Origin of the sequence: Streptomyces flaveolus (genome assembly GCF_044765825.1) — a bacterium.
GTDB lineage: Bacteria > Actinomycetota > Actinomycetes > Streptomycetales > Streptomycetaceae > Streptomyces > Streptomyces flaveolus.
Map to the genome: position 1 here is coordinate 446,046 of NZ_JBIWKU010000002.1, position 14,081 is coordinate 460,126.

General features: G+C 73.0%; 13 protein-coding genes. 5 read left to right on the forward strand and 8 right to left on the reverse strand.

The features are described from left to right. Window positions 1-4: 4 nt before the first annotated feature. The 5 genes from ACIRG6_RS07320 to ACIRG6_RS07340 are packed head-to-tail and all read right to left on the reverse strand — an operon-like array spanning window position 5 to window position 4,627. The gene (locus ACIRG6_RS07320) at window positions 5-286 is read right to left on the reverse strand and encodes an acyl carrier protein (protein ID WP_364682685.1); all 282 of its coding nucleotides are present in this window, start codon (window positions 284-286) and stop codon (window positions 5-7) included. Between the two features lie 42 nt (window positions 287-328). Beyond that, window positions 329-1,549 (reverse strand): ketosynthase chain-length factor, encoded by a 1,221-nt coding sequence (locus ACIRG6_RS07325; protein WP_364682687.1) that lies wholly within the window; start codon window positions 1,547-1,549, stop codon window positions 329-331. Further along, window positions 1,546-2,826 (reverse strand): beta-ketoacyl-[acyl-carrier-protein] synthase family protein, encoded by a 1,281-nt coding sequence (locus ACIRG6_RS07330; RefSeq protein WP_189229595.1) that lies wholly within the window; start codon window positions 2,824-2,826, stop codon window positions 1,546-1,548. Before ACIRG6_RS07330 ends, ACIRG6_RS07325 begins: the two co-directional genes overlap by 4 nt. Then, window positions 2,823-3,149 (reverse strand): TcmI family type II polyketide cyclase, encoded by a 327-nt coding sequence (locus ACIRG6_RS07335; RefSeq protein WP_239772104.1) that lies wholly within the window; start codon window positions 3,147-3,149, stop codon window positions 2,823-2,825. Before ACIRG6_RS07335 ends, ACIRG6_RS07330 begins: the two co-directional genes overlap by 4 nt. Window positions 3,150-3,151: 2 nt before the next feature. Then, a complete protein-coding gene (locus ACIRG6_RS07340) occupies window positions 3,152-4,627 on the reverse strand; it encodes an FAD-dependent monooxygenase (RefSeq protein WP_350722931.1) in 1,476 nt (491 codons plus the stop codon). Window positions 4,628-5,090: 463 nt separating this feature from the next. Here ACIRG6_RS07340 and ACIRG6_RS07345 point away from each other — a divergent pair, with 463 nt between their 5' ends. The 5 genes from ACIRG6_RS07345 to ACIRG6_RS07365 all read left to right on the forward strand — a co-directional run bounded on the left by ACIRG6_RS07345 (window position 5,091) and on the right by ACIRG6_RS07365 (window position 11,063). Further along, on the forward strand, window positions 5,091-5,777 hold the full coding sequence (locus tag ACIRG6_RS07345; protein WP_364682690.1) for a response regulator transcription factor: 687 nt from the start codon (window positions 5,091-5,093) through the stop codon (window positions 5,775-5,777). Window positions 5,778-5,868: 91 nt separating this feature from the next. Then, on the forward strand, window positions 5,869-7,485 hold the full coding sequence (locus ACIRG6_RS07350; protein WP_364682692.1) for an ABC transporter substrate-binding protein: 1,617 nt from the start codon (window positions 5,869-5,871) through the stop codon (window positions 7,483-7,485). Between the two features lie 31 nt (window positions 7,486-7,516). Next, complete coding sequence (locus ACIRG6_RS07355) at window positions 7,517-8,473, forward strand: ABC transporter permease (protein ID WP_403321400.1); 957 nt, start codon at window positions 7,517-7,519, stop codon at window positions 8,471-8,473. After that, window positions 8,470-9,375: an ABC transporter permease gene (locus tag ACIRG6_RS07360; RefSeq protein ID WP_364822818.1), complete on the forward strand. Its 906-nt coding sequence runs from the start codon at window positions 8,470-8,472 to the stop codon at window positions 9,373-9,375. The genes ACIRG6_RS07355 and ACIRG6_RS07360 overlap by 4 nt, the downstream gene beginning before the upstream one ends. After that, entirely contained in the window at window positions 9,372-11,063 is a 1,692-nt protein-coding gene (locus ACIRG6_RS07365) for a dipeptide ABC transporter ATP-binding protein (protein ID WP_403321402.1), read from the forward strand. The genes ACIRG6_RS07360 and ACIRG6_RS07365 overlap by 4 nt, the downstream gene beginning before the upstream one ends. On the opposite strand, the gene ACIRG6_RS07370 is transcribed toward ACIRG6_RS07365, so the two are convergent. The 3 genes from ACIRG6_RS07370 to ACIRG6_RS07380 are packed head-to-tail and all read right to left on the reverse strand — an operon-like array spanning window position 11,046 to window position 14,076. Further along, a complete protein-coding gene (locus ACIRG6_RS07370) occupies window positions 11,046-11,870 on the reverse strand; it encodes a 4'-phosphopantetheinyl transferase family protein (RefSeq protein ID WP_403321403.1) in 825 nt (274 codons plus the stop codon). The genes ACIRG6_RS07365 and ACIRG6_RS07370 overlap by 18 nt on opposite strands. After that, window positions 11,867-13,123 carry an MFS transporter gene (locus ACIRG6_RS07375; RefSeq protein ID WP_403321405.1) on the reverse strand — a complete coding sequence of 419 codons (1,257 nt, stop codon included), beginning with the start codon at window positions 13,121-13,123 and terminating at the stop codon, window positions 11,867-11,869. The genes ACIRG6_RS07370 and ACIRG6_RS07375 overlap by 4 nt, the downstream gene beginning before the upstream one ends. Beyond that, entirely contained in the window at window positions 13,120-14,076 is a 957-nt protein-coding gene (locus ACIRG6_RS07380; protein ID WP_364822823.1) for an alpha/beta hydrolase, read from the reverse strand. The genes ACIRG6_RS07375 and ACIRG6_RS07380 overlap by 4 nt, the downstream gene beginning before the upstream one ends. Between the last annotated feature and the right edge of the window lie 5 nt (window positions 14,077-14,081).

Sequence of the window (14,081 nt, forward strand, 5' to 3'; positions counted from 1 at the left end):
TCCTTCAGGCGGCCTGGGCGGCGGCGGTCAGGCGGGCGTTGACCGCGTCGATCAGTTCGCCGGGGGTGCGGGCCTCGGCGAGGGTGTCGTCGTCGAGGGTGATGCCGTATTCGCGCTCGATGCGCCCGCCGGTCTCCAGCAGGGCCAGCGACTCGTAGCCGAGCGCCTCGAACTCGGTGCCGAGGATGTCGCCGTCGAGGTCGACTCCCTCGTCGGCGCCGGCCGCCTCGCGCAGGATGCGCCGCAGGTCGTCGAGGGTGAACGGGGTGGAGGGGGTGAAGGACATGGCTGAGCCTTTCCGGGTGGGGTGTGGGTGGAGCCGCGGGTGTCAGCGGGTGGCCGCGCGGACGACCAGCGCGGAGTTGAAGCCGCCTTGGCCGCGGGCCAGGACGAGGGCGGTGCGCAGGGGCGCGGGGCGCGGGGCGCCGGTCACGAGGTCGAGGGCGTAGTCGTCGGCGGGACGGGTGGCGACGGTGGGCGGGATGACGCCGTCGCGCAGGGCGAGCAGCGCGGCGGCCAGGTCGAGCGGCGCGGCGCCCGAGTAGAGCCGGCCGGTCATCGTCTTGGGCGCGGTGACCGGGACGCCGCGCGGACCGAACACGTCGGCCAGGGCCTGCGCCTCGACCCGGTCGAGTTCGGGTACGGCGGCCGCGTCGGCGAAGACGACGTCGATCTCGCCCGGTTCCGCGTCCGCGTCCTTCAGGGCCAGTTCGACGGCGCGGCGCAGACCTGAGGGGCGGTCGCTGCCCGGCCTCGGGTCCATCGTCGCGGCGTGTCCGGCGATCTCGCCGTAGATCCGCGGGGCGCCGCGGCGGCGGGCGTGCTCGGCGTCCTCCACGACGAGCAGTGCCCCGCCCTCGCCGGGCACGTGTCCGCTCGCTTCCGCGTCGAAGGGCACGTAGGCGCGCTCGGCGTCGTGGCGGGTGGTGAGCCGTCCACCGGCCTGTTGCGCGACCCAGCCCCAGGAGCAGATGGAGGCGTCGACGGCCCCGGAGACCACCAGTGAGGTGCCCTTGCGGACCTGGCGGCGTGCCTGGGCCACGGCGTCGAGGCCGCCCGCCTGGTCGCTGACGACGACGCTGCTGGGGCCGCGCAGGCCGTTGCGGATGGAGATCTGGCCGCTGTTGACTGCGTAGAACCAGGCGAAGGACTGGTATGCGGAGACGTACTGGCCGCCCTTGCTCCAGAGTGCCTGCAGCTCGTGCTGGCCGAACTCGAAGCCGCCCGAGTGGCTCGCCGTGATGACTCCGGCGGCGTAGTCGGGGAGATCGGCGGGGTCCACGTCGGCGTCGGCGAGGGCCCAGTCGGCGCTCACCAGCGCGATGCGGGTCATGCGGTCGGTCTGGGGCAGCAGCCGGCTCGGCAGGTGGTCGGCCGCCTCGAAGCCGCTGATCTCGCCGGCGAGCCGGGAGGGGTAGGACGAGGCGTCGAAGCGGGTGACCTGTCCGATGGCGCTGCGTCCGGCCAGCGTGTTGCGCCAGTACTCGTCGAGGCCGAGGCCGTTGGGTGCCGCGACGCCGAGGCCGGTCACCACGGTGCGTACGCTCATCGAGCGCTCCGTTCGGGCCGGGCGAGCACGACGGCGCTCTGGAAGCCGCCGAAGCCGCTGCCCACGGACAGGACCGCGTCGGTCAGCTGGTCGCGGGCGGTCAGGGGGACGTAGTCCAGGTCGCACTCCGGGTCGGGGGTGTGCAGGTTGGCGGTCGGGGGCACGACGTGGTGTTCCATGGCGAGGGCGGACGCGGCGATCTCGATCGAGCCGATGGCGCCGAGCGAGTGTCCGACCATCGACTTGATGGAGCTGATGGGGGTGCGGTAGGCGTGCTCGCCGAGGCTCGCCTTGAAGGCCGCGGTCTCGTGCCGGTCGTTCTGTTTGGTGCCGGAGCCGTGGGCGTTGATGTAGTCGATGTCCTGCGGGTTGAGGCGGGCCTCGTCGAGGGCGACGCGGATGGCCTCGGCCATCTCCCGGCCGTCGGGCCGCAGTCCGGTCATGTGGAAGGCGTTGGAGCGGGTCGCGTAGCCGGCGATCTCGGCGTAGACGTGGGCGCCCCGGGCGCGGGCGTGGTCGAGGCGTTCGAGGACGAAGACGGCGCAGCCCTCGCCGAGCACGAAGCCGTTGCGGCTGGCGTCGAAGGGGCGTGAGGCGTGTTCGGGGTCGTCGTTGCGGGCGGTGGTGGCTTTGATGGCGTCGAAGCAGGCGACGGTGATCGGGGAGACGGGGGCGTCGGTGGCGCCGGCCACCATGACGTCGGCGAGTCCGTCGCGGATGACCTCGGTGGCGTAGCCGATGGCGTCGAGGCCGGAGGTGCAGCCGGTGGAGACAACGGTGCTGGGGCCTTCGGCGCCCACCGCCCAGGCGACCTCGGTGGCGAAGGAGCTGGGGACTAGGAAGTTGTACAGGTGCGGCACCGCGTAGGCGTCGTCCACCACGTCGAGGCGTCCGCCGTCGCTGACCGTGCGGTACTCCTGGTCGAGTCCGGTGGTCGCGCCGACGGCGCTGCCGATGGTGACTCCGGTCCTGGCCGGGTCGAGGGCGTCGAGGTCGAGTCCGCTGTCCTGCACGGCCTCGCGGGCGGTGACGATCGCGAACTGGGCGGCGCGGTCGGTGCGGCGGATCTCGTGCGGGGTCAGCCCGGCGAGTTCCGCGTCGAAGTCGACCTCGGCGGCGATCTGGGAGCGGAACGGGGAGGGGTCGAAGAAGGAGATGCGGCGGGTCGCGGTGCGCCCGTCGGTGAGGAGTTGCCAGAAGTTCTTGGTGCCGAGCGAGCCGGGGGCGGTGACACCGATGCCGGTGATCACGACCCTGTGGCCGGCGGAGCGGGTCACCGGGCGCTCCAGTGGTAGAAGCGGCGGGCCATGGCGTCGGCGGGCGAGCGCCAGGTGGCGGGGTCGTAGGCCTCTATGTGCGGCTTGAGGTCGTCGCTGATGGCGACGAAGCGCGGGTCGGTCTTGGCGTCCTCGATGCGCTCGCCTCCGTCGGCGTCGTCGAAGTCCTGCAGATGGAAGTAGAGGCCGCGGTAGGCGAAGAGCTGGCGCCTGCGGGTGCCCATGAGGTGGGGCATCTCCGTGGTGTCGAACGCGCCGAAGAGGCGGGCGACTTCGTCGTCGGAGCCGGGCTGGAGCCGGGCGACGATCAGGGTGCTGTGCATCGTTACCTCTCTTGGGAACCGGTGCGGTGCGGCCCGAACCAGCGGGCCAGGGCGGTGGGCAGGTCGTCGTGGCTGCCGGGCGCGGCCCACGCCACGTAGCCGTCCGGGCGCAGCAGCACCGCGGAGCTGTCGTGCGGGACGTCGCCCGTGGGGCGGGCCGTGACGATGTCGACGCGGTCGCGCCAGGGGTCGGCACGGCGGCGCAGCCAGGGGTTGTCGTCGAGGTCGAGCAGCACGCCGCGGCCGTGGCGCAGCAGTGCGGCGCTGGTGGTGGGGCGTTCCCGGACGGTCACGGGCACGGCGGGCAGCCGGGCGCCGAGCAGCGGGTGCTCTCCGGCGCCGACGTCGTAGCGGATCTCGATTCCGCTGACCTTGGCGGCGAGATGGCGGGCCACCTGTTCGTAGGAGACCAGTTCGGTGAGTACGTCGCGCAGCGGCTGCACCTCGGTGCCGCCGAGGATCAGCAGGCTCTGCGCCTGTGTGTTGGCGAGCAGGTTCCGCCCCACGGGGTGCCGTTCGCCGTGGTAGGTGTCGAGCAGCTGCGCCGGGGCGCGGCCGTGCAGGACGGCGGCCAGTTTCCAGCCGAGGTTCACGGAGTCCTGGATGCCGGTGTTCATGCCCTGGCCGCCGGCCGGCAGGTGGATGTGGGCGGCGTCCCCGGTGAGCAGCACCCGGCCGCGCCGGTACTCGGTCACCTGCCGGGCCGCGTCGGTGAAGGCGCTGACCCAGACGGGCTCCGCGTGGGCGATGTCGTCGCCGGTGAGGCGTTTGTAGGTGTCGGCGACCTCCTCGAAGCGGGGTGGTCCGTCGCGGCGGCGCGGCGGGGTGCCGCGTTCCCCGACGATCACCCGGTGGACTCCGTCGCCGAGCGGAGCGGACATGATCATGCCGTCGGAGAGCAGTTCTCCCGTCGCCCGGGGTGCTATGTCGACGCCCCGGATGTCGGCGAGGAGCAGCTCCGTGGTCGCCGCGGTCCCCGGGAAGTCGAAGCCGGCCGCCTTGCGTACGCGGCTGCGGCCGCCGTCGGCGCCGACGAGGTAGCGGGCCCGCAGCGCGTGCCGGCCGGCCGGGCCGTCGACGTGCACCGTCACGCCGTCCGTGTCCTCCTCGACGTCGCGGAAGGTGTGGCCGCGCCGGATGTCAGCGCCCAGCTCGCGTGCCCATGCCTCCAGTACGGTCTCGGTGCGGGACTGCGGGACGGTTCTGGCGGCCTTGTGCGCGCCGTCCAGGACGGTGAAGTCGAGCGGGATGCCGCCGAAGTGCCCCTGCGTGCTGGTGACCGGACGGCCGAACCGGGGCAGCAGCCCGCGCTGGTCGAAGGTCTCCATCGTGCGGATCGTGAGGCCGAGTCCGCGGGATTCGCCGGTGCGTCGCGTCAGCCGCTCGATGACGACGACAGCTGTTCCGGCCAGGCGCAGTTCTCCGGCGAGCATCAGGCCGGCCGGGCCTGCTCCCACAATGACGACCGAAGCGTCCATTCAGCTCTCCCGGTTGATGTGGCGGTGATTACCGGTCCGACAGGCCCTCGCCGCGCTTTTCGTTCGGCGGCCTCGAGCAACCGCAAATATCGTCGGCGGCGGCAGTGTGCGATTTCAACCCGGGAAGGTGCAGGACCCACAAAAGGACCTGTCAGGCGATCGTCAACGAGACGCATGCCGCAAGGAATTCGACAAGCGAATGTCAGGGGAAGTACAAATCTGCGGATCCGGGTGCCGTCGGCGGCCGGGACCGGCACGTCGTGTGACTCAGGTCACTGCCGGATCACGCTCCGTCTCCCTAACCTCGCCGTACGTACCCACATGGGTGTCGGAGCGCCGCCGATGTCGCTCCCCAACGCCTTTTACAGGCTTGTGAATTATCCAGGTCCGGGGTTGTAGCGACTCGGCAGATTCGGTCAGGCTGCATCGGTCGCACGGCTGCGACATGGAACCGGGGGATCTGATGCGTGCATTGGTGGTCGATTCCGATGCGGCCGAAAGCTCTTTTCTCAGCGCCGAGCTGCAGCGCCATGGTTTTGATGCTCAGGAATGCGTGACGGGAGCCGAGGCCCTGGAAATACATGACAAGTTCGACCTGCTGCTGCTCGATCTGCGGTTACCGGACATCGACGGGCTGGAGGTGTGCCGAGCGGTTCGCGCCACGAGCGACGTTCCGCTGATCGCGTTCGCCTCGGGCGACCACGGGCTCGACCGCGTCCTGTGCCTTCAGGCCGGGGCCGACGACTGCCTGGCGAAGCCGTTCGGGCTGCGGGAACTCGTCGCCCGTATCGAGGCGGTGCTGCGCCGTTCGCACCCGGTGCAGGCCGCGCCGCGTCCGTCGACGGACCCGCTGGCCCGGGGTTCGCTCTGCATCGACCCGCTGACCCGGGAGGTCCGGCTCAACGGCCGGCTCGTCAACCTCACCCGCAAGGAGTTCGACCTGCTGCACCGCCTGGCCGCCGACCCGCACACCGTGCACTCGCGGACGCGGCTGATGACGGAGCTGTGGGGCTATCCCAGCGGCTACACGCCGGACGCGCGGGCGAGCCGCACCATCGACACCCATGTCAGCGCCCTCCGAGCCAAGTTGGGGGCTCCGGACTGGATCCTGACCGTACGCGGCGTCGGCTTCCGGTTCGGCCGTGCCTGATCCTTTTCGCGCCCGGGCCGCCAACTGCCGACCCGCCTCACCCTTCTTTTCCTCTTCGTTCTTCCTTTTCCACGACTGGAGTTGACGTCCCATGCCCCGCCAGCCCGGATCCGCCGGCCGCAGAGCCGCCACCGCGATCGCCTCGATCGTCTCCCTCACCCTGCCGCTCACGGCCTGCTCGACCGACGGATCCGCCGGCGGCTCGGCGAAGGAGCGCTCCGGCGGGGAGCTCACCTTCGCGTTGTCCTCCGATCCGACCTGCGTCGATCCGCACCAGGCGGTCACGAACGACGCGATGTACGCGCTCCGCGGCGTCGTCGACTCGCTCACCGACCAGGACCCGAGGACCGGGAAGATCGCGCCCTGGCTCGCCACCTCCTGGGAGGTCGCCGAGGACGCCTCGCGGTTCACGTTCCATCTGCGCTCGGGCGCCACCTTCAGCGACGGGACGCCCGTGGACGCGGAAGCGGTCAGGAAGAACCTGGACGCCGTCGCCGCTCTCGGCGCCCGCTCGATGCTCGGCGCCGGCTACCTCCAGGGCTACCGGCGCACCGAGGTCGTCGACGCGCACACCGTCCGGGTGGTCTTCGCCGGGCCCAATGCCCAGTTCCTCCAGGCCACGTCGACGCCGACCCTGGGTCTGCTGAGCCCGGCGACGCTGCGGCGCGCAGCGGAGCAGCGGTGCGCCGGGCCGGTGATCGGCTCGGGCCCGTTCACGCTCAAGAGCTATACACCGGACAAGTCCGTCGAACTGGACCGGCGCGACGACTACCGGTGGGGTTCCTCGCTGTGGCGCGGCCGCGGCGCGGCCCGCCTCGACAGGATCACCTTCCAGGTCGTGCCCGAGTCCGGCGTGCGTTCCGGCAGCCTGACGTCGGGGCAGGTCGACGCGATCGCCGGGGTGGCGCCGCAGGACGAGGCGGGTCTGAAGGCGCAGCGGGTGTCGGTCGTCAGCCGCGCCAATCCGGGAGTGCCCGTGGCGCTGAGCGCCAACACGGCGAGTCCGCTCGGCGCGGACGTGGCCGTGCGGCGTGCGCTGCAGGCGGCCGTCGACCGCGAGGAGGTCGTCGCCACGGTCCTCAGCCCCAGCTACCGGGCCGCGACCAGTTCGCTGTCCAGCACGACCGACGACTACCGGGACAACGCGGCCCTGCTGCGCCACGACACCGGCCGCGCCGCGTCCTTGCTGGACGCCGCGGGATGGCGTACCGGCGCGGACGGCATCCGCGTCAAGGACGGCCGGAAGCTGAACCTCGAGGTCATCCTCGGTACCAACTTCGGCCCCAACCAGACCGCGCTGGAACTGATCCAGCAGCAGGTGAAGAAGGCCGGCATCGGGCTCACCCTCAGGGTGCTGTCGATCGCCGACTACCAGAAGGCCAGGGCGGCCGGCGACTACGACCTCGCGTGGGGCAACGGCACCCGCAGCGACCCGGACATCCTGCGGACGGCCTTCTCCTCGAAGCTGCTGAACCTCTCCCGCATCGACGACACGACGCTGGAGCGGGAACTCGACGCCCAGGCGTCGGCCGCCGATCCCGGGAGGCGGGCCGCGCACGTGGCCACCGCGCAGCGCCGCGTCCTCGAACAGGCTTACCAGATACCGGTTTTCGAGATGACCAGCGTCTTCGGACTGTCCCAGCGGGTGCACGGCGTCGTGTTCGACTCCGCCTCCGGCCTCCAGTTCCACGACGCGTGGCTGTCGTGAGGACGCGCGCGAGAAACGGCGGGACGCCACGGTGAAGACGTACCTTCTGCGCAGACTGATCCAGGCCCTGTTCGTCCTGTGGGCCGCCTACACGGTCTCCTTCGCGGTGCTGTATGTGCTGCCGGGCGACCCGGTGACCATCATGGCCGCGGGCGGCGGGGACGCCGGCACCGTCACCCCCCGGCAGGTGGCCGAGCTGCGGAGCCGCTACGGCCTGGACCGGCCGCTGCCCGAGCAGTACGCCACGAGCCTGTGGCACGCCGCGCACGGCGACTTCGGGACGTCGGTGCACGGGGGGCAGCCGGTCACCCGGCTGATCGCCGAAGCCCTCCCGGCGACGTTGCAGCTCACGGCGGGCGCCCTGGTTCTGGCGCTGCCGCTGGGCGCCGCGATCGCCCTCCTCGGCACGTACACACGGCGCCGCTGGCTGCGCCAGCTCGTCCTGTCGCTGCCCGCGGCCGGGGTGTCGGCGCCGACGTTCTGGGTGGGACTGCTCCTGGTCCAGCTGGTGTCGTTCCGCTGGGGCCTGCTCCCGGCATACGGCAACGAGGGCGTGCGTTCGCTGATCCTGCCCTCCGTGACCCTGACGCTGCCCGCCGCCGGGCTGATCGCGCAGGTCTTCGCGCGCAGCCTGCGCGGCACGCTGGCCGAACCCTACGTCGACACGGCCCGGGCCAAGGGCGCGAGCCGCGCCCGCGTGCACTTCGGGCACGCCGTGCGCGGCGCGCTGGCCCCGCCACTGGCCGTGTCCGGTGTGCTGGTGGGCGGGGTACTGGCGGGTTCGGTGGTGGTGGAGACCGTGTTCTCCCGTACGGGTGTCGGGCGGTTGACGGCGACGTCCGTGACCACGCAGGACATCCCTGTCGTCCAGGGCCTCGTGGTGCTGGGGTCCTGCGTGTACGTGGCGGTGAACCTCGTCGTGGACCTGCTCCATCCGCTGCTGGACCCGCGCGTCGCGGCCAGGCTCCGGCCGGCGGCGGCCTCATGACCGGCCTCGTCACCGGCCCGGGCACGTCCGCCGCGGCCACCGAATCGCCGCCCCCGGCCCGGCGGCCCGCGACGCGCGCACGGCGCACCGCCCGCTTCTGGCTGGCGCGGCCGGGGCTCGCCCTGTCCGCGGTGCTGCTCGCCCTGGTGCTCGTGGCCGCGCTGTTCCCCGGGCTGGTGACGTCCGCCGACCCGCTGGCCGGCGTTCCCGCGCAGCGGTTGCGGCCGCCGAACGGCGCCCACCTGTTCGGCACCGACCAGCTGGGGCGGGACCTGTTCGCGCGGGTGGTGCACGGCTGCTCGCTGACCCTGCGCGCCACCGGCCTCGCGGTGGCCGTGGGCCTGGTGGCGGGCTCGGTCCTGGGGCTGCTCGCCGGATATCTGGGCGGCCTCGTGGACGACGCCCTGATGCGGCTGACCGACGTCCTGCTCGCCGTGCCGGGACTGCTGCTGTCCCTCGCGCTGGTGACCGCGCTCGGCTTCGGCACCGTCGAGGTCGCGATCGCCGTGGGCGTCACCAGTGTCGGCATGTTCGCCCGCGTCATGCGCGCCGAGGTCCTGCGCGTCGCCGGAACACCCTATGTGGAGGCCGCGCGGGCGGGTGGCGTGCGCTGGTACACGGTCCTGCTGCGCCACGTGGTGCCCAACGCGGCGGCGCCCGTCCTCGTGTACGCCGCCGTGGACTTCGGCGCGGTGGTACTCCAGGTGTCCTCGCTGTCGTTCCTCGGCTACGGCGCCCGCCCGCCCGAACCGGAGTGGGGGGCACTGGTCGCCGGGGGCCGCGACTATCTCGCCACGGCCTGGTGGCTGACCACCCTGCCCGGCCTCACCATCGCGGCCACCGTCCTGGCCGCCAATCGCATCGCCCGCGCCCTCGACGGCGAGGCGAAGGAGGCACCATGACCACCCACGACGACACGGACGCCGCAGGGCCACCCCGCGCCGCTCCCCTGCTGGACATCCGGGACCTGACCATCGCGTACGCCACCCGGGCAGGCCCGGTGCCGGCGGTGCGCGGCATCGACCTCAGCGTGGAGCCGGGCGAGGTGCTGGCGCTGGTCGGCGAGTCCGGCTCCGGCAAGAGCACGACGGCACAGGCAGTACTGGGGCTGCTGCCGCCCGGCGCACGGATCCAGCGGGGCACCGTCCGCTACTCCGGGACCGATCTCGTGGGCGCGCCCGAGCCCGTGCTGCGCGCCCTGCGGGGCAGCGCCATCGGCCTGGTCCCGCAGGACCCGATGGTGTCTCTCAACCCGGTGCAGCGGGTGGGCCGCCAGGTCGCGGAGGTGCTGCGTCTGCACGGACCGGCCCGGGACCGAAGTACGGCCCTGGAGCGAACGGTCGAACTGCTCGAGGAGGTCGGTCTGGACCGGCCGTCGCAGCGGGCCCGCCAGTACCCGCACGAACTGTCCGGCGGTATGCGCCAGCGGGTCCTCATCGCGATCGCGCTGGCCGCGCGCCCACGCCTGATCGTGGCGGACGAGCCGACCAGCGCCCTGGACGTCACCGTGCAGCGCACCGTCCTGGACCGCCTCGACGCCCTGACACGCCGGACGGGCACGGCCGTCCTGCTCATCACCCACGATCTCGGGGTCGCCGCGGACCGGGCCCGACGGATCGCGGTCATGTCGCAGGGGCGCGTCGTGGAGACCGGCGCCACGCAGGACGTCCTCACGAACCCCCAACACCCTTATGCGAAAGAGCTGTTGGCCGCGGCACCCGCCTTCGCCACGCGCCGGGCGACGATGGTCGTCCCGCGCGGCCCCGTGCCGACGCGGCCGGCCGAGGGGACGCCCGATCTCGTGGTCGCCGAGAATCTGGTCAAGGTGTTCGACACGCGCCGGGCGCGCTCCGACGGCCCGCCGCAGCGTGCCGTCGACGGAGTGAGTCTGCGCATCGGGCGGGCCCGGACACTGGCGCTGGTGGGTGAGTCCGGCTCGGGCAAGTCGACGACGGCCCGGATGCTGATGCGGCTGACCACCGCGACGGAGGGGCGGATCACCTTCGACGGCACGGACGTCACACGGCTGCGCGGCCCGGCGCTGCGCGCCCTGCGCCGGCGGATGCAGATCGTCTACCAGAGCCCGTACACCTCGCTCGATCCGCGCATGGCGGTCGCCGACATCGTCGCGGAGCCGCTGCGCGCCTACCGCGTGGCGGGCCGTCCCGAACGCGTGCGCCGGGTGGCGGCCCTGCTCGACCGGGTGCATCTGCCGGCGTCGGTGCTGCGTCGCCGTCCCTCCGAGCTGTCGGGCGGGCAGCGGCAGCGGGTGGCCATCGCGCGCGCCCTGGCTCTGCGGCCGGACCTCGTGGTGTGCGACGAGCCGGTCTCCGCGCTGGACGTGTCGGCGCAGTCCCGCATCCTCGACCTCCTCGCCGAGCTGCAGCGTGAAGAGGGGCTCAGCTATCTGTTCATCTCACACGATCTGGCCGTGGTGCGGCAGATCGCCCACCAGGTCGGCGTGATGCGGCACGGCCGGCTGATCGAGACAGGCTCCGTGGAGTCCGTCCTCACCTCCCCCACGCACCCGTGGACCCGGGAACTGCTCGCCGCCGTCCCGGGCAACGGCCGCTCAACCGGCATCCGTTGACAGTCCGGTGACGGCTTCGAGGGGGGGGGGGGGGCCCCCCGGCGGCCCGCGCCCCCCCCCCCCGCCCGCGCCCCCCGCCCCCCGCGGACCCCGCCCCCGCGGGCCCCGGGGGCCCCGCCCCCCCCCCCCCCCCGGGCCCCCCACGTCCCCACGCAGGGCGGTCGCCGCCGCGTAACCGTCGGGGGCGGGCACGTCGCGCACACTCCAGCCCGCCGGGCGGGCGGCACGGTCACCGTCGCCGAGATAGTCGGCGCGCGGCGGGCGTGACAGGCCGGTCCCGAGCGCCTTGAGATACGCCTCCTTGCGTGCCCAGAGCCGGCAGAACGCGGCGACACGCCTGTCCCCCGAGAGCCGCCCCACCTCGTCCCGCTCCGCCGGATGCAGGCGCGGCAGGCACGCCTCCACCGTGCCCGGTGGGCACATCCACTGAACGTCGACACCCACGGCCCGTGCAGCGACGGCGACGGCGACGAGGCCGTGGCTGTGTGAGAGCGAGAACCGCGGCAGCGGAGCGTCCCGCAGCACCGGGCGGCCGGACCCCTCGCGGGCGAAGCGGAGGCCGGCCGGTGCCTGTCCGGTATAGCGGGCCAGGACGGTGCGCAGCGCCACGTGCGCCTGTACGTACCTCCGCCGGCCGCCGGGAGTCGGAAAGCTCCGCGCGCGACTGAGCTCGGCGTCGTCGAGGATCCCGTACCCGACAACGGGTTCATGGACTGTCCGGGACGACGCCTCGGACAGCAGCCAGAGCTCCACGACGCCCTCCCCCGGCAGATCGTCCACGTCCTGCACCTCTTCCGCGTGCGTCATGGCCGCGCCCGCTGCTCCTCGGCCGGGACGGCCGGCGGCGCGCCGGCCTCCCACGGCTCGCCGCGGCGGCCGACAGCCAGTGCCATGGCACCCGCGGCAAGGGTGACCAGCCCGCCGGCCACGAACCCCGCCCTCGCTCCCCCGTATTCGATGATCCGGCCGATCAGCAGGGCGCCCAAGGGCGTCGACCCCTGGAGGATCAGGGTGTACAGGGCCAGGACCCGGCCACGGAACTCGGGCGCGCTGCCCAGTTGGACACGGTGGTTGGCGGCCTGCACGAAGTAGATCGACGCGCCGCCGGTCAAGAACAGCACGACGACCGCGACCGGGTACGAGGAGACCCGGCCCACGCCCGCTTCCAGGACGCCGAAGACCACGGCCGCACCGGCCACCAGCCGCGCCGACGGACGTGCGCGGCGTCCGGTCGCCACCAGCGCCGCCACCAGTGACCCCGCCGCGAACACAGTGGTCAACAGCCCGAAGGACGAGGCGTCGGCGTGGTACACCGACTTCGCCAGCAGGGGCAGCGTCAGCTGGAAATTCAGCCCGAACAGCGCCACGGCCGCGAGCAGCGCCAACGGGACGAGGAGATCGGTACGTCCTCGTACGTACCGCAGCCCGTCCACGATCCGGGCCCGGTCGCCGCCTCCGCGTGGTTCGCGCCACAGCTCGGCGGGACGCATCAGGCGCAGGCCGAGGACCGTCGCGACGTAGCTGACGGCGTTCACGAGCATCACCCAGCCGATGCCGACGGCCGTGATGAGCAGCCCGGACAGGGCGGGGCCGGCGATGCGGGCCACGTTGAAGTACGCGGCGCTCAGAGCCGAGGCGTTGGGCAGCAGTCGTGGTCCGACGAGTTCGCCGACGAAGGCCATGCGCGTCGGCACCTCGACGGCATTGACCACTCCCAGGGCGCAGGCGAAGAGGTAGACGTGCCACAGCCGGGCCCCGCCCGACAGCGTCAGCAGCGCCAGCGGCAGGGCGAGGACTCCGGAGACGAGGTTGGTGAGGGTCAGCAGCGCCCGCTTGTCGTGGCGGTCCGCGAGCCGTCCGCCGTACAGCGTGAAGAGCAGAAGCGGCGTGAACTGGAGGGCGGTCACCGTGGCCAGCGCGCTCGCGGAGTCGTCGGTCAGGTCGAGGACGAGCCAGTCCTGAGCGACGACCATCATCCAGGTACCGGCCACCGACACGACCTGGCCGAGGGCGAAGAGCCGGAAGTTGCGCACGCGCAGCGCGCGGAAGGGGTCGCTCACGGGGGCCCGTCCCTGACGGCATGGGCAGCTTCCCGGCACTCCTCCAGGAAGGCAAGGGCCCGCAGGTGGTAGGCGCGCGCCGCCCAGCCGAGGCTGATGTTGTGCCCTGCCCGCGGGAGCCGGTCGACGACGACCCGCGGCGCTCGCGTCAGCGTGTCGACGAGGCCGGCGACGTCCTCGGGGGCGTGCCGCCACCACGCCTCGTGCTCGGCGAAGGTGAACCGGACGGGAACGCGCACGCGCGGCAGCACGTCCGCGGACACGTCCGCCCAGTCGGCCACGGAGTCCACCTCCCGCCGCGGCATCGGGGACACTACAGAAGCACTGGCGCGGAACGTGCCCGGTGGATAGAGGTGCAGCGGCCCCCAGTTCAGCCGCTGGGACCCGATCCCGGAGCGCTGCCCGGCCCGTTCGGGCGGCACGGCGAGGCGATGTCCCACTCCCGAGACCTCCACGCCGAGCAGGGCGCGGGGCGGCCGGTACGCGGCCACGGCGAGTGCCAGTTTGCCGCCGAAGGAGTGACCCAGCAGCAGGGTCCCCCCGTGCCCGGCGTGCCGGTCGGTGAGCTCCTCCACGGCGGCGGCCACGGGACCGACCTGATCGGTCACGGTCAGGCCGTCGGGCCTGCGCCGGGCGTGCGGTCCGTACCCCGGCCGGTCCAGGGCGAGCACGGTGTAACCGAGCCGGGGTCCCAAGGTCAGGAGAGACACGTCCGGGTGAGCCTGCCCGTCGAAGTAGCCGGCGCTCATGCCGCCGCCGTGCAGCGCGACGACGAGGCCACGCGACGGCACGTCCGCCGGCTCGCCCAGCAGTCCCGTCACGGGTTCGCGCTCGGCGTTCAGCGTGATGCGCCGTACTCCCGGCGACAAGCCGGCCGAAAGGGAGACCGCGGCGGCGGACGGCTCGGGCGACGTGTCCGTCGCGCCGGCGGTCCTGGTGTGCGGATGCGCCATGGTCA